18 protein-coding genes are annotated in these 15,545 nt (G+C 33.8%); 7 read left to right on the forward strand and 11 right to left on the reverse strand.

Annotated elements, in window-relative coordinates; all coding sequences use genetic code 11:
• The first annotated feature begins 8 nt into the window (after positions 1–8).
• Positions 9–587, forward strand: coding sequence for a 5-formyltetrahydrofolate cyclo-ligase (locus J3D55_RS03935; RefSeq protein ID WP_259128139.1), 579 nt, complete (start codon positions 9–11; stop codon positions 585–587).
• Here J3D55_RS03935 and J3D55_RS03940 read toward each other — a convergent pair.
• Positions 533–1,123 carry a hypothetical protein gene (locus J3D55_RS03940; RefSeq protein ID WP_259128140.1) on the reverse strand — a complete coding sequence of 197 codons (591 nt, stop codon included), beginning with the start codon at positions 1,121–1,123 and terminating at the stop codon, positions 533–535. The two genes, J3D55_RS03935 and J3D55_RS03940, sit on opposite strands and share 55 nt — an antisense overlap.
• On the reverse strand, positions 1,107–2,270 hold the full coding sequence (locus J3D55_RS03945) for a hypothetical protein (RefSeq protein WP_259128148.1): 1,164 nt from the start codon (positions 2,268–2,270) through the stop codon (positions 1,107–1,109). Before J3D55_RS03945 ends, J3D55_RS03940 begins: the two co-directional genes overlap by 17 nt.
• A 183-nt stretch (positions 2,271–2,453) precedes the next feature.
• Between J3D55_RS03945 and J3D55_RS03950 the strand changes: the two genes are divergently transcribed.
• On the forward strand, positions 2,454–2,726 hold the full coding sequence (locus tag J3D55_RS03950; protein WP_259128149.1) for a hypothetical protein: 273 nt from the start codon (positions 2,454–2,456) through the stop codon (positions 2,724–2,726).
• 176 nt (positions 2,727–2,902) lie between these two features.
• Here the strand turns inward: J3D55_RS03950 and J3D55_RS03955 are convergent, their stop codons facing one another.
• The 9 genes from J3D55_RS03955 to J3D55_RS03995 form a co-directional block, all read right to left on the reverse strand.
• Positions 2,903–3,670 (reverse strand): TrmH family RNA methyltransferase, encoded by a 768-nt coding sequence (locus tag J3D55_RS03955; RefSeq protein ID WP_259128190.1) that lies wholly within the window; start codon positions 3,668–3,670, stop codon positions 2,903–2,905.
• Positions 3,671–3,779: 109 nt separating this feature from the next.
• Positions 3,780–5,288 (reverse strand): DNA recombination protein RmuC, encoded by a 1,509-nt coding sequence (locus tag J3D55_RS03960; protein WP_374759458.1) that lies wholly within the window; start codon positions 5,286–5,288, stop codon positions 3,780–3,782.
• Positions 5,289–5,347: 59 nt separating this feature from the next.
• Positions 5,348–6,040, reverse strand: coding sequence for a hypothetical protein (locus J3D55_RS03965; protein WP_259128192.1), 693 nt, complete (start codon positions 6,038–6,040; stop codon positions 5,348–5,350).
• Positions 6,041–6,070: 30 nt separating this feature from the next.
• Complete coding sequence (locus tag J3D55_RS03970) at positions 6,071–6,826, reverse strand: DUF5995 family protein (RefSeq protein WP_259128193.1); 756 nt, start codon at positions 6,824–6,826, stop codon at positions 6,071–6,073.
• A 108-nt stretch (positions 6,827–6,934) separates the two neighbouring features.
• The gene (locus tag J3D55_RS03975; RefSeq protein WP_259128194.1) at positions 6,935–7,180 is read right to left on the reverse strand and encodes a hypothetical protein; all 246 of its coding nucleotides are present in this window, start codon (positions 7,178–7,180) and stop codon (positions 6,935–6,937) included.
• A 159-nt stretch (positions 7,181–7,339) separates the two neighbouring features.
• Positions 7,340–7,930 (reverse strand): hypothetical protein, encoded by a 591-nt coding sequence (locus J3D55_RS03980; RefSeq protein ID WP_259128195.1) that lies wholly within the window; start codon positions 7,928–7,930, stop codon positions 7,340–7,342.
• Between the two features lie 81 nt (positions 7,931–8,011).
• A complete protein-coding gene (locus J3D55_RS03985) occupies positions 8,012–8,401 on the reverse strand; it encodes a YciI family protein (RefSeq protein ID WP_259128196.1) in 390 nt (129 codons plus the stop codon).
• Positions 8,402–8,405: 4 nt separating this feature from the next.
• Positions 8,406–9,584 (reverse strand): nicotinate phosphoribosyltransferase, encoded by a 1,179-nt coding sequence (pncB, locus tag J3D55_RS03990; protein ID WP_259128197.1) that lies wholly within the window; start codon positions 9,582–9,584, stop codon positions 8,406–8,408.
• A gap of 94 nt (positions 9,585–9,678) precedes the next feature.
• On the reverse strand, positions 9,679–10,155 hold the full coding sequence (locus J3D55_RS03995; RefSeq protein WP_259128198.1) for a Dps family protein: 477 nt from the start codon (positions 10,153–10,155) through the stop codon (positions 9,679–9,681).
• Positions 10,156–10,267: 112 nt separating this feature from the next.
• On the opposite strand from J3D55_RS03995, the gene J3D55_RS04000 reads away from it, so the two are divergent.
• The 5 genes from J3D55_RS04000 (at position 10,268) to rpsJ (ending at position 15,327) form a co-directional block, all read left to right on the forward strand.
• Positions 10,268–11,857: a DUF8728 domain-containing protein gene (locus J3D55_RS04000; protein ID WP_259128201.1), complete on the forward strand. Its 1,590-nt coding sequence runs from the start codon at positions 10,268–10,270 to the stop codon at positions 11,855–11,857.
• Between the two features lie 109 nt (positions 11,858–11,966).
• On the forward strand, positions 11,967–12,380 hold the full coding sequence (gene rpsL, locus J3D55_RS04005) for a 30S ribosomal protein S12 (protein WP_259128204.1): 414 nt from the start codon (positions 11,967–11,969) through the stop codon (positions 12,378–12,380).
• 23 nt (positions 12,381–12,403) lie between these two features.
• Complete coding sequence (gene rpsG, locus J3D55_RS04010) at positions 12,404–12,880, forward strand: 30S ribosomal protein S7 (RefSeq protein ID WP_259128207.1); 477 nt, start codon at positions 12,404–12,406, stop codon at positions 12,878–12,880.
• Positions 12,881–12,886: 6 nt separating this feature from the next.
• The gene (gene fusA, locus J3D55_RS04015; protein WP_259128209.1) at positions 12,887–15,004 is read left to right on the forward strand and encodes an elongation factor G; all 2,118 of its coding nucleotides are present in this window, start codon (positions 12,887–12,889) and stop codon (positions 15,002–15,004) included.
• Positions 15,005–15,021: 17 nt separating this feature from the next.
• Positions 15,022–15,327: a 30S ribosomal protein S10 gene (rpsJ, locus tag J3D55_RS04020; RefSeq protein ID WP_002661363.1), complete on the forward strand. Its 306-nt coding sequence runs from the start codon at positions 15,022–15,024 to the stop codon at positions 15,325–15,327.
• Positions 15,328–15,545: the final 218 nt, after the last annotated feature.

The following is a 15,545-nucleotide window of genomic DNA, read 5'->3' on the forward strand; positions in this document are numbered from 1 at the left end:
TACATAATATGTTAAAAGCTGAATTGAGAAAAAAATATATGCAAAAAAGAAAAGCCTTGTCAACTGATGAGGCTTTCTTGTTATCTGAAAATATTTTTCAGCATTTTATTGATTATTTTAAACCTATTTCAGGTCAAAAAGTGCATGTTTTTATTCCTATCGAGAAGTTTAAAGAATTTGATACTCAACTATTCATCACATATTTTTTAAGTCGAAATATCAGAGTTTTTGTGCCTAAAATTGTTGATACGAAATTGATTTCTGTTGAGATTTTTAAAGAAACAAAATTCGAACTGAATCATTGGGATATTTCGGAGCCTGTTTCTAATGAAGATTCCGAAGTTTTAGATTTTAATTATGTCATTACACCTTTGTTGTATTGTGATAAAAAAGGAAATAGAGTAGGCTACGGAAAAGGTTTCTACGACGGTTTTTTCGAAAATCTTTCTTCTGAGACAAAAAAAATCGGAGTTAATTATTTTAACCCCGATGAAAATATCGATGATGTCTGGGAAAATGATATTCCGCTGGACTATTTGGTGACGCCGACTGATGTGCTGTCTTTCTTCAATAACGGATTAGAATAAAAATTCAAAAAGAAAAATTTAAACTCTTTTTTAAATTTCACAGGCGCAGATTGCAAAATATATTGAGCATTTTTCTCAAAAATTCCGAGAGATCTATTCTTATCGTCAAAATATTCTACATTGAATTTTGCGTAATCCAACGTATCGTTTTTATAAAAATCTTTATACACTTCAAGGCTGTTTACCTTTACACTTTTTACCTTCAAACTATCCAGTTCACGGAATAATTTTTTGAACGTTAAAGTATCCGGTTTATGGAAATAGCTTTGCATCTGCGAGTAGATCACCGTGTCTATTTCCGTATCTTTGTTTCCTGAAAGATAAAGCGTGGATAAGTCTAAGAGTTCCTGCACTTTTTGTTTCGTAATAGAATTTACCGCTTGCATACTGTCCATTTGTACAGCAGGATAGCTCTTTCTGTTGTTGCTGTTTCTTAATTTATCTAGGTCGCTTATTGAATCCGTTTTTTTGTTGTTACAAGCTGCAAGAACAAGGGATAGCATTGCAAAAATTAAGAATTTATTGAGGTTTTTCATCAGTCGTTGCAATTTTAAATTTAATGGAGATTATTTTTCCTTTATCTTTTTTCATTTCGATTACACTTAGATTCTTCAATGATGTGGTGGGTGTTGTTACTAAGGTAATATATTTTTGTTTGTCTAAAGTCTCAATTCCGTACGTCGCATTGTCGTAAACCTGATAAATAACGGCATTGTTGCTGATCAGATTTTCCAGTTGCTTACGTTTTTGTTTCAAAAGCTCAGGATTTCCGTTAGCATCTTTCACGGAGAAATAGTTGACCGCCATTTTATAATCATCGGGTTTTAGCTCAATGGTTTCTTCATCAGGCGCATTTTGAAGGCTTCTGCTTACTTCCAGATATTCATAAAAAGGCGAGCTGATCTGCATTTTCAGAATTTTATCTTTGGTAGAGTAGTAAAAACATTCTCCCGGTTTTATTTTATAGAGAATAGGAGATTCGTTTTCTTTAATCACTTTTATTTCCAGTGTATTGATTACTGAAGCACCTCTGTCGGCATCCGTAAAACAATATTTATATGTTTTTGAAAATATGACATCTTTAAAACCTAAAAGTCCGGTTGTAATAATCAAAACTGATGTAATGATTGCCCAAGCGTTCTTTTTGAAGAAATTTTTCTTAGGTTTTACTGCTTCTGAATTAGAAATTTGAGATACTTCTTTATTTTGACTAATTGATTGATTTTCAGTATTTGATTTTTGTAAATCAGTATTTTCTGAAGCCTTTATTTCCACTTTTTTAGGCTGAATCTCACTTTTCGGAAGATTAAGCGATGCAGAAACTGTTTTCTCTAATTCTTGGAGTTCATGATCCTCTATATCTTCATCGTCTGTGAGTAATTCGCCTGCAAAAAGATGCTGTTTTTTAAACTCATACCAAGAGCCGTAACCTGCATAAATACTCAGTAAATTAAGCATGTCGATTCTTGGTAATTTGGTAACCGGTGAATTTTTGAAGTACGTGTAAAAAGATTTTTCGCTAATGTTTCCTTTAGCCTTTTTACGAAGATCTTCCTGGAAGTATATGATATCTATACCCTTCCATTTTGATATGTCATCATGGGAAGGGGTGTATTCTTTCAAATATTGAGCCTGTACATCCTTTTTTAGCTGCTCAAAATGTAATAGATCTAAATCCGTCAATTTATTTAAAATGATTAAATTATTGATTATCAGTTATATTTATTTGTAAAACTATTTTACAAAGGTATTACAATTATTTTTCATAAACAAATTTTCTATCTGCTATACCTTTGTCTTGTTCAAATATCAGAACAGAAATAAAATTTTATAAAACAATATTAACAAAATTAAATTTAATTTATTATGAAAAAGTCATTATTCGTAGCTGCTATCGCTGCAATCTCTCTAGTTGCTTGTAAAAAAACTGAAGCTAACTCTACTGAAGCTTCTGCTGATTCTGCTACAACTGCAATCGATTCTACTGCTACTGCTGCTGATTCTACAGTAACTGCTACTGCTGATTCTGCTACTGCTGCTATCGATTCTGCTAAAGCTGGAGTTAAAGAAGTTGCTAAAGATGCTAAAGCTGAAGTTAAAGCTGACGCTAAAGCTGCTAAAGAAGAAGTTAAGAAATAATTCTAGCTTACGCTTAAAAATAAAAGAACCGTGTCACCTAGTGATGCGGTTTTTTTATGCTTTATAGTTTAGATAGAAGTTTGGAAGATGGATGCCGGAAGTTGCATTGATCTGCTAATTCTAAATTAGTCTTAAAGAACTTCGCTCCTCAAACTTCAAACTTCCTTTCCAAAAAATTATCCTTTTTTCTGTTTCAATGTTTCATAACAAGTAATTGCAACCGCATTACTCAAATTCAAAGAATCAATACTTCCCGACATCGGAATTAAAGTGTTTTTTCCTTTCCCTATCCAGAAATCACTTAGCCCAGAATGTTCCGTTCCGAATAAAACCGCAGATTTCTGCTTAAAATCTCTTTTATAAAGATCTTCCGAAGTTTCATCCATAATAGTTGTGTAGATATTAAAATTATTTTTCTGAAGAAATTCTAGCGTTTCCTGATTTTCTGCCTGAAAAACATCCATTCCGAAAAGACATCCAACACTTGATCTGATCACATTTGGATTATAAAAATCCGTTTTCCCATCAGAAACAATTAAAGCATCAACGCCGAAAGCTTCGCAGCTTCTCAGAATTGCCCCTAAATTTCCTGGTTTTTCAACGCCTTCAACAATAATTATGGTAGCATCTTCTTTTGGTTTAAATGAAGATAAATCTGCTTCTTTTGTTTTATAAACTCCGATGATCCCTTCAGAACTTCCTCTGTAAGCTATTTTTTCATACACTTTATCACTTACCAAATGAACTTTTCCTGTCGGAAGCTTTTTCTGAAAAATATTTTCACAGATAAAAAACTCAACAGACTCAAATCCAAATTGCTGAGCGCGTTCATTTTCCTGTTGACCTTCTACTACAAAAACATTCGATTTTTTGCGAAATCTGTTGTCTGTAAGGAGTTTGGTGACGTGTTTTACCTTTTCGTTCTGAAAGCTTTCTATTAACATTCTGCAAAATTATGTAAAATTATTTTTAAGAGTCTTTTAATTTGAATTTTAAGCCAATAAAAACCCCGATCAATCGACCGAGGTTTCCTTTATTTTTGATAAGAAATCTTTATTCATCTGCATTATCCATCGAAATTTGCGAGTTATCGATCATACTTTGCGGAAGATCTTTTTTGTTTTTAATTCCTAAAGATTTCAGTTTCTGCGTTTGAGTGATAAGATTGTCATTTCCGGTTGAAAGCTGTTTGTAAGCATCATTGTATACGTTTTTTGCCAGATCAAGATTCCTTCCGACCTTTTCCAGATTGTCGACAAAACCTACAAATTTGTCATATAATTTTGCTCCTCTTTCAGCAATTTCAAGAGAATTCTTGTTTTGATACTCGCGTTTCCAAAGATCGGCGATCAGTTTTAAAGAAGTAATTAAATTGCTCGGATTTAATAATAAAACTCTTCTGTCATACGCATAGTTCCAAAGATTCTGATCTGCCTGCATCGCTGCAATATAAGCCGGTTCACTCGGAATAAACATCATCACAAAATCCAAAGATTTTCCGTAATCATCATACGCTTTCTGGCTTAATTGGGTGATGTGATTTTTGATAGAAGATAAATGCTGATTCAGTTTTATCAAATAAATATCCTGATCCGTTTCATCCACCAATTCTGTAAAAGCCGTCAAAGAAACCTTAGAATCGATGATGACATTTCTCTCGTCCGGATATTTTATAACGGCATCGGGACGCATTTTTTTACCTGAAAACTCTGAAAAAAGCGCTTTGTTGTCTTCATCCCGAAGCTCATGCTCGAGGAAATATTCTCTGCCTTTTACCAAACCGGATTTTTCAAGGATGCTTTCCAGAATCATTTCTCCCCAATTTCCCTGGGTTTTGCTTTCGCCTTTTAAAGCTCTTGTGAGTTTTTTGGCGTCTTCAGAAATCTGTTGATTCAGTTCGGCAAGTTCTTTTACTTTTTCAGCGAGAGAAAAACGCTCTTTATTTTCCTTTTCATAAGCTTCATTCACGCGATTTTTAAGGTCGGTAATTTTTTCCTGAAAAGGTTCAAGAATTGTTTTTAAATTATTTTGATTTAAAGTCGTGAATTTCTCCGTTTTTTCTTCTAAAATTTTATTGGCAAGATTCTCAAACTGTAATTTTGATTCATCCTGAATTTTGGTAATTTCTCCTTTTTGAGTTTCTAACGATTTTTGTAACCCTTCATTTTTAGCAGAAAGCTCTGAGTTTTTTGCGAAAATATCCTGTTTCTCCGTTAGAAGATTTTCAATCTGAGAAGTTTGTTTGGCATTAATTTGTTTCTGTTCCGAAAACTGAGCACTCAAAGATGAATGGACTGCGGAAATTTTAGCAAATTCATTTTTAAGATCATTAAAAAGATCTGTTTGCTGCAAATTGAATTCTTTTTCTTTAGTAATATTCTGCGTTAATTCCTGAATTTTGAGATTAGAATTCTCTAAATCAGAATTTTTTTTAATGTGTAAATTATTCAGTTCATCATAAGATATTCTTGAAACCATCGACGATTTCAACACAAAATATAGAACAACTGCGCCCAAAATTCCTCCGGCAATAAACCCTACAATTAAATATGTCATCTCCATTTTTCAAAATTACAAAAAGATAAATTGATTTGTTTTACGGGAAACCTCAAGATTGCTTGTTACCAAAATTTCCACCATTTTTTGCTTTCTTTTTCTTGCGGTGTCTTTATTGTTTTTTCAGTTTCTCCTACTTGTCTTTTTTGTATAAATCCAAATGGTCGTAATTCCTTATCCTGAGTTTCTGCTAAATTAAAAATAATAGAATCCCCTTTATTTACTCCGAGTTTTTGAAATGGCTGAACAAGTAATGTACCAAGTCCGGTTTCTTTTTCTGCATCAAAAGATTCTACTCTTATCCAAATATTTTCGGTTTTGAATTTGCCTGTTTCATCTGAAAGAAAAACGCTGATATCATCAGGAAAACCTTTTGCAGCGAATTTTTGATAAATTTCATGTTCTCTAAATTTTTTAAGATCATACCTCTCATGTTGTCTGATATAATCTGGGAATTCAAGATTTAAAGATTCTAAAGCGTTAAGATTGGCAATTTCAAAGTACAAACCCGCGAAATGTTCAAATCTTAAAATAGCTCTCGATTTATCGGCAATAAGATTCTTGGTAATGATATATTTTCCCTCTTTTTCTTCGAACAACTTAAAGATATCAAAGGTAATTCCCTGTTCGTGATCGATGTAACTGTACCCAATGAGATTCTCACCTTCATAGCCTTTTAATAAAGCAGAAAGTATCGGATATTGGTTGAAGTTTTTAATTATAAAAAATTGATTCCAAAAGGTTGAAGTTCTAGGCATTTATTTTTTTTCTTTTAAAATTAATTTCGATTAAACGTTTTTCGTTGAAGCTAGAATTTCAATATTCTTCACGACATCGCTGCTTTCACATTTCTTCAATTCCTTGGTTAAAGCGGGAGTAAGAATTTTTGGATTTAAAATTTGTGAAGCTACTTTTGCAGCGGCGTAATCAACAATTCCAATGACGGAGCTTCTTAAGAAATTCGGTGTGTTGGAAGTCATTACTGCAGTTGCCCAAGACGTTTCTCTCGCTCTTGAGATGGCAAAATCTAAAACGGCATTGTCTTTTCCGTTCGATATTTTATCAATTAATTCTACGGGATAACAGATTTTATTTAAAGAATCCTGAACTTTTTGATTAATGGATGAAATGACGTTATTGATATTTTCAAAATCTTTTTTCAAAGGATTGATTTTTCGATAAGGCATAATTGTCGCCGCGGAAATTCCCAGATCGAGATTGATGTGCGCATTCATTCCTAAGAAAATATGCTGTAAAATAAGAAGATTTTTGTTTTTCGTTGCTTCAAATGCAAGATACCATGAATTGGTACATTGCTGACCTTTTGAATACGCGTCCCAAGCTTCAAGATATCGGTTTGCAAAAGCAAGATCAAGCTGAGTCATTCTCGGATTATCTTCAAATTTTTTCTGCTGAATTCCTTTTAAAACCTGCGCCGTCATAATTCTGTAGGTACAAGCAAAATATCCGACCGGACTTTGGTTTTCTTTAGCCCAAATAATGATTTCATCTAATTTTTTAAGAACTTCTTCTATGGTTTTCATGTGGTTTTGTTTTTATAAATATAAGAAAAAACCTCGTCGGAATAACGAGGTGATTTGTTTATTAAAAAAGTAAACAAAAAGATTTAATTTACTTTTCTTAATACGGTTTTAAGGTTCTAAAGTAATAGGTCCTTCAATTTCCAATGGCGGACAAAATCCTGTATTGAGCATACATTTTCCTCCCATACAGCCATAATTTGTCATTGAAGATGTTCCGTTTGGGCACATGATTAAAGCTTCGCCGTATTTTGCGCATTCTCTGTCTGAATAGCATTCTAAAGCCGGGTAAAGTGTTCCTCCAAAAACATCTTTCAATGATTGTCTTGAAAGCTTCGTTAAGTTTGATTTTTTCATAGAATAAGTTTTTATGATTTGGTGAATTGTTTTTAACTTTCTTATAATGAGTTTTTTAATTATAAAAAAGAGATAAACTAAGATAGTAAAAAATTAGTAAGGATTCTCAAACCTCACAAATTTTATGAGGTTTCGTTATTAATATTTAGTGGAAAATTTTTAATTAATTAAAAGAATAAAAAAGATGAGATTTAAAACCGTTGCAATAAATGTTGCGATAAAAACAGCCAAATTATCTCGTGTTTTTTTAGTGATGCGCCTAATCACAAAGTAATTAATAATGTAAGCCGGAATAAGCAAGAAGAAATGAAACGCAATTAATGCATTGATTGAGAAAATAAGGATAAAAATAATTATAGAACTCACAAATGGAGCGATCATTATTCCTACAAAACTTTTCAATAAGGTGTCTGAGTCTACATTTAAATTTTCAACATTCTGATGAATATGAGAATATTTTTCTTCGACAAGAATTCTAATTTCTTGTCTGGATAGCAAATCAGATTTTAATAATGAAAGAGATTCTTCTTTTGAAGATTTATTGAAATAATGTTGATGAATTTCTCTAATAATTCTGTTGCGCTCGTTCAATATTCCTTTCTGATTTTCAATGATAGCTTGAAAATTTTCAAGAGTAGTCCTGCTTGTAATTTCTTCTAAAAGTTCTTGTGTTGCTTTGCCTTGATAATCAATCTGATTATTATAAGATTCGATTAAGTCTTGGTCGGAAAATTTACTATAAAAGCTCATAACTAAGGATTCTCTTTTGAAATCTCTTTATGATGCTCCAGATAAGTTGGCAACGCAGCCGAGCCGTACCAAGGGAAAATTTCATAGTTGAAAACTCCTGCCTGAAACCGCGGGATCAGTTTTTACCCAAAGTTCTGCTTCTTGTTTGGATTTTGTGTTGAAAATGAACATTCCACGGTAATTTTCTTTATTTTTCTCAAGAAAAGGACCGGCAACAATTATTTTTCCTTCATCTGCTAATTTCCCAATATTGGCTAAATGTCCTTTCATTAATTCTCCCATTTTAGCTTTATCATCGATTTTTGTGGAACCGCTTGTCAGCATTACAATCGTGTAAGCTTTCATTCCGTATTGGTCGGCGCCTAATTTTGTGGCAAGTTCCTGATTGAATTTCGGTTTTTCCGTTGTCTTTTGGGCAAATGAAAAAATTCCCGCGAAAAGCAATACTACTAAAATGGCATTTGTTTTCATGGTATTATTCTTTTATTCTTAAAAACTCTTTTGCCAGTTCGATCATTTTGGGATCTCCGGTGTATTTTCCGTGTTCGTCGGAAAGTTTTACCGTTGGAATCCATTCTTGGTTGGAAGCCTGAACTCCAATTAATTTCATCACGATATTCATTGGTTTTAAACCAACATCATTTGTTAAGTTTGTTCCGATTCCGAAAGAAATACCGATTTTTCCTCTGCAATAATTGGTAATTTCCTCTACTTTTTCGAGATTTAAAGCGTCTGAAAAAATGATATATTTAAATAAAGGATTGATTCCGTGTCTTTCATAATGAGCAATGGTTTTGTCTGCAAACACAAGCGGATCTCCACTGTCATGACGAACGCCGTCGAAAAGTTTTGCGAATTTTTTATCAAACTGCTGGAAGAAAACATCCGTTGTATATGTGTCTGAAAGCGCAACTCCCAAATCGCCTCTGTAAACATCTACCCAATGTTCCAGCGCTAATTCGTTTGCCATTTTAAAACCATATTCAGCAGCATGGAACATAAACCATTCGTGAGCGTGAGTTCCGATAGGTTTCACTCCGTATTTCATGGCAAAATGTACGTTTGAACTTCCTATAAATGTAGATTCTTTTTTCTGTGTTAATGCTTCTACGACCAAATTCTGAACTTTATAAGAGTGTCTTCTTCTTGTTCCGAATTCGGCGAAATTTACACCCAATTTTCCTAAGCCTTCAGCTTTTTCAATGGTTTTGCTTACCACGACTTCGTTGGAGTCTCTTTCCAAATGGTTCATTTCGTAATGAAGTTCGCTGATTAAGGCTAATAAAGGCACTTCCCAAAGAATCGTTCTGTACCAAAGTCCTTCAACGACCACAGAAAGATCGCTTCCTTCCTGATGAATTTTGACTTCAGACGGATCGAAATGATAGCCTTCAAGAAAATCTAAATAGGGAAGATCAATATATGGACAAGTTCTTGCCATGAATTTTTTTTCATCTTTCGTCAGTTTAAGTTCTGCCATTTTGTTCACGGCTTCTCTTAAAGCGGCATCAAAACCATCCGGAAACTCGTGCTTTCCTCTGTTGATGAACTCGTATTTTACTACTGAACTTGGGAATAATTTTACCACCGCATTTTGCATGGTAATTTTATAAAAATCGTTATCTAGAATAGAATTCAATCGTACGTCGTGCATAATTGTGTAATTTATACGCAAATTTAATAATTAAAAATAAAATCACCTAAATGTAAGGTGATTTTTTTAATATTTTCTGATAAATCTTCTATGTTTACTTTCCGAGATAAGAGTTGTACATCCAAACTTCTTTCTCCTGTTCTGTGATGTAGTCGCTCATTTGCGAGTTGGTACCTTCGTCTCCGGCTTTATCTGTAACGTTTAAAAGTTCTCTCTGTAAGTCGATCACAACTTTGAAAGAATTTAAGATAATTTCAACACTTTTTGTTCCGTCGCTTACTTCCTGGCTTTCTTTAATGGTTGCCACTTTTAAATAATCTGAGTAGTTGTGAGCCGGTATTGCTCCTAAAGTCAAGATTCTTTCAGCAATTTCGTCGATTTTCAATACCAAGCTATTGTACAGTTCTTCAAATTTTGGGTGAAGGGTGAAAAATTGCTCCCCTTTGATGTTCCAGTGAGAACCTCTTGTATTTTGATAAAAAACGGAATAGTTTGCCAAAAGGATATTTAATTTTTCTGCGATTTGTTTGCAGTCGGTTTCTTTTAGACCGATGATGTTAGAATTTTTCATATTATATAGTAGTTTATTCTTTTCTAAAGCAAAATTAAGTAAATATTATGCCGAAAATAAGGATTCATGATTGATGATACTTATCTTTGAGATTCTTATAATATATTTAAATATGAGCCTTTTTTCAAATGTTAGTATAAAGAGTTTCGGGATAGCGATTTTCCTGTTTCTAGCTGTTTGTTTTGGATATTATCTTAATTTAGTTTCGAAAACCGATGGGCATTATGTTTATCTTATTGATGATGCTTATATTCATTTGGCGATGGCAAAAAACTTTGCGTTACATGATGTTTGGGGAGTGACGAGATATGAATTTTCTTCTACGTCTTCTTCACCATTATTCACTTATCTTTTAAGTGTTTTGATTAAGATTTTCGGGAATAATGATCAGATTTCGCTTTATTTTAATTTGATTTTAGGAGTTGGAATTGCTTATGTTTTGAATCAATATTTTTTAGGAATTTTTAAAAGTGTAAAGAATATTGTAAGCGCGGTTTTGTTTACCTTATTTTTTTCTGTGTTACATTTGCAGCTTTTATCGGGAATGGAGCATATTTTTCATGTGTTTTTATTTGTATTAAATATTTTCTGTCTTTCGAATTTTAAAAATAAAACTGCCGTCCTTGGATTTTACCTTTCCTTATTATTAATGGGATTGGTGCGTTTCGAAAGTATGTTTTACTTCGTCATTCTGGCTTTTGTTTTTATGTTAATTAAAAAATGGAAGGAAGCGTTTTTTACATTAGCTGTAGGGTTTGTTCCAGTCGTTATTTTCTGTTATTTTAATTATCAGCATGATGGCTATTTATTTCCAAATTCTGTGTTGGTGAAAGGAACGAAACTTACTTTAGACTCTAATTTTCCTAATCAGCTAAAATCGATTTTCTTAGATAATTTTTTATTCAATATAAGTTTCTACAAAATAGGATTCTTTCCTATTATAATGGGTCTGATCTTTGTTTTTAGGGATGTTAAAAAGAAAACTTTTAATGATTTAATTAAAGATAATTTTCTTCTGATCGTTATTTCCTTACTGATGATATGTCATTCTATGTTTGCAGATTTAAAAGGAATCTTTCGATATGAAGCCTATATTTTAGCAGGTTTTTCAATGGCTTTGATCCCAAAAGTGAAAGGTTTTTTTGAAAATTTTAAAAATTATATTAAAAAAGAAAAACTTCTTTCCGGATTAATAATACTAAATGTCGTCTTGCTGATCTACAAATGTTCTTTTGCACATACAATGTTGAACAACGGAGGGAAAAACATTTACGAACAGCAAATTCAATCAGCCAAATTTTTGCATACCTATTACGATACATCCAAAGTTGTCGCAAATGATATTGGTGCTATTAGTTATTTTACGGATATCCATTTATTGGATATTGTTGGGTTGGGATCAAAAATCATGATTCCGTTCACAGAAAATAAAAAACCGATCGATAATCATTTTGAAACTTTCCTGAGTCAATATACCATTAATAATAAGTATGATGTTGCAATCATTTATGACGAATGGTTTCAGGGGCACGTTCCCAAAAACTGGAAGAAAGCTGCTGTTTTAAAAATAAAAAATCCTATTTCTGTTTCTCGGGATAAAGTTTCAGTCTATTCTATTAATAAGGAAAATCTTTTACAGCTTAGGCAAAATATTAAAAAATTTAGCTGGAACAGAAATGTACAGGTGACAATCGTCGATTAAATGTAACTGTCTGTGAATTAATTTTTAATAAAAAATATAATTTATGTCTGAGTGCTTGTTAATTAAAAAAAAAATATTAAATTTGCACCCTAAAATAAAAAGCAATTAAATGCCTACTATTCAACAATTAGTAAGAAAAGGAAGAGCCACGCTTGCCAAGAAGAGCAAATCGGCTGCCCTAGATTCTTGTCCACAAAGACGTGGTGTATGTACGAGAGTATATACTACTACACCGAAGAAACCTAACTCTGCACTTAGAAAAGTAGCAAGGGTAAGACTTTCTAACGGTAAAGAAGTGAATGCCTATATCCCGGGCGAAGGACATAATCTACAGGAGCACTCGATAGTATTGGTTAGAGGCGGAAGGGTGAAAGACCTACCGGGAGTACGTTACCACATCGTAAGAGGTGCTTTAGACACTGCAGGTGTAAGTGGAAGAACACAGAGAAGATCGAAGTATGGAGCTAAGAGACCTAAACCAGGTCAGGCAGCAGCTGCACCAGCTAAAGGAAAGAAAAAATAATCATTAAATAAGGTACAGAAGCAATGAGAAAGACAAAAGCGAAAAAAAGACCGTTGTTACCAGATCCGAAATTTAATGATCAATTGGTAACGAGATTCGTAAACAACTTAATGCTTGACGGTAAGAAGTCAATCGCATTCAAAATTTTCTATGATGCATTAGAAATCGTAGAAGGTAAAAAAGGAGAAACGGAAAAAACTGCACTAGAAATCTGGAAAGATGCATTAACTAACGTTATGCCTCACGTAGAAGTACGTTCTAGAAGAGTAGGTGGAGCTAACTTCCAAATTCCTATGCCAATCAGAGCAGATAGAAAAATTTCTATGGCAATGAAATGGTTAATTCTTTACTCTAAAAAGAGAAATGATAAGTCAATGGCTTTGAAATTGGCTAACGAAGTGGTAGCTGCTTCAAGAGAAGAAGGTGCTGCTTACAAGAAAAAATCTGATACTCACAAAATGGCGGAAGCTAACAAAGCTTTCTCACACTTTAAATTCTAATTAGAAATGAGTAGAGATCTTAAATTTACTAGAAACATTGGTATTGCTGCGCACATTGATGCTGGTAAAACTACCACTACAGAAAGAATCTTATTCTATACGGGAGTAAACCACAAAATTGGTGAAGTACATGATGGTGCTTCTACAATGGACTGGATGGAGCAGGAAGCAGAAAGAGGTATTACTATTACTTCTGCTGCAACCACTTGTTCTTGGAACTTCCCTACAGACCAAGGTAAGCCATTAGCTGAAACTAAGCCTTACCACTTCAACATTATCGATACACCAGGACACGTTGACTTCACAGTAGAAGTAAACAGATCTTTGAGAGTATTGGATGGTTTGGTATTCTTATTCTCTGCAGTAGATGGAGTAGAGCCTCAGTCTGAAACAAACTGGAGACTTGCCGACAACTACAAAGTTGCAAGAATGGGATTCGTAAACAAAATGGACAGACAAGGTGCTGACTTCCTTAACGTGGTAAACCAGGTTAAGACTATGTTAGGATCAAACGCAGTTCCAATCGTTTTACCAATCGGTGCTGAAGAAGATTTCAAAGGTGTAGTTGATTTAATTAAAAACAGAGCGATCGTTTGGGATGAAGCAGGACAAGGAGCTACTTTCGAAGTAGTGCCAATTCCTGAAGATATGAAAGCTGAAGTTCTGGAATACAGAGAGAAATTAGTTGAAGCAGTTGCTGATTATGATGACACTTTGATGGAGAAATTCTTCGAAGATCCAGATTCAATTTCAGAAGACGAAATCAACGAAGCTCTTAGAAAAGCTACTATTGATTTATCTATTATCCCAATGACTTGTGGTTCTTCATTCAAGAATAAAGGAGTACAGTTTATGTTGGATGCAGTATGTAAATACTTGCCTTCTCCATTGGATAAAGATGATATCAAAGGTACTGACCCAAGAACAGATGCTGAAATTTTCAGAAAACCATCTGTAGATGAGCCTTTCGCAGCATTAGCATTTAAGATTGCTACCGATCCTTTCGTAGGAAGATTGGCATTCTTCAGAGCATACTCTGGAAGACTAGATGCAGGTTCTTATATCTTGAACACTCGTTCAGGAGATAAAGAAAGAATCTCTAGAATCTATCAGATGCACGCTAACAAGCAAAATCCTGTAGAATATATTGAAGCAGGAGATATTGGTGCAGCTGTAGGTTTCAAATCTATCAAAACTGGTGATACAATGTGTGATGAGAAAAACCCAATCGTTCTTGAATCGATGGTTTTCCCTGATCCGGTAATTGGTATCGCTGTTGAGCCTAAAACTAAGGCAGACCAGGATAAAATGGGTAACGCTCTAGCTAAATTAGCTGAAGAAGATCCTACTTTCCAGGTTAAAACTGACGAAGCTTCTGGTCAAACGATTATCTCAGGAATGGGTGAACTTCACCTTGACATTCTTGTAGATCGTATGAGAAGAGAATTCAAAGTAGAAGTTAACCAAGGACAGCCTCAGGTAGAATACAAAGAAAATCTTACAAGAGTTGCTCAACACAGAGAAGTTTACAAAAAACAATCTGGTGGTAAGGGTAAATTTGCTGATATCGTATTTGAACTTGGACCTGCTGAAGAAGGTAAAGTTGGTTTAGAATTCATCAATGAGATCAAAGGTGGTAACGTTCCTAGAGAATTTGTTCCAGCTATTGAAAAAGGCTTTAAAGCTGCAATGAAGAACGGTCCTTTGGCTGGTTTCGAAGTTGAAGGTATTAAAGTTACTCTTAAAGACGGATCTTTCCACGCAGTGGATTCTGATGCACTTTCTTTCGAATTAGCTGCTAAATTAGGATTTAAAGAAGCGGGACGTGCTGCTAAGCCAGTAATCATGGAGCCTATTATGAAATTGGAGGTTGTAACTCCGGAAGAATATATGGGTAACATCATTGGTGACCTTAACAAGAGAAGAGGAACAATCAGTGGACAAGAAGAAAAGAACGGTGCCGTTGTTATCAAAGGTTCAGTTCCATTATCTGAAATGTTTGGATATGTTACGACTCTAAGAACACTTTCATCAGGAAGAGCTACTTCTTCTATGGAATTAGAGAAGTACCAAGCTACTCCTCAAAACGTTGCTGAAGATATCATCGCTAAAGCAAAAGGTTAATTTTTTAAATTAAAGAAATGTCACAAAGAATCAGAATAAAACTAAAATCTTACGATTACAACTTGGTAGATAAGTCTGCTGAGAAAATCGTAAAAACGGTAAAGGCTACTGGTGCTGTTGTAAACGGACCAATTCCATTGCCAACTAATAAGAGAATCTTCACTGTATTGAGATCTCCACACGTAAACAAGAAAGCTAGAGAGCAGTTCCAATTATCAGCTCACAAGAGATTGATGGATATCTACTCTTCTTCTTCTAAAACTGTGGATGCTCTAATGAAATTAGAGTTACCTTCAGGTGTAGACGTTGAAATTAAAGTGTGATAAATTGCTGGAAGATGGAAGTCTGATGACGGAAGTTTTAAAGCAACACCTTAAATATAATAAATCCCTTTTCGAAAGAAGAGGGATTTTTTTGCTTTATAAAGAATTTTTTTTCATTTAAAACTAACAATGTCAATTAGCAAAGAAAATAATATATAATCATTCTTGTAAAAGTCAAAAACGTATGACTTCGGCGGAGTTTTTGATAGTTAAAAGTT

It is taken from the genome of Chryseobacterium ginsenosidimutans (genome assembly GCF_024807225.1).
GTDB lineage: Bacteria > Bacteroidota > Bacteroidia > Flavobacteriales > Weeksellaceae > Chryseobacterium > Chryseobacterium ginsenosidimutans.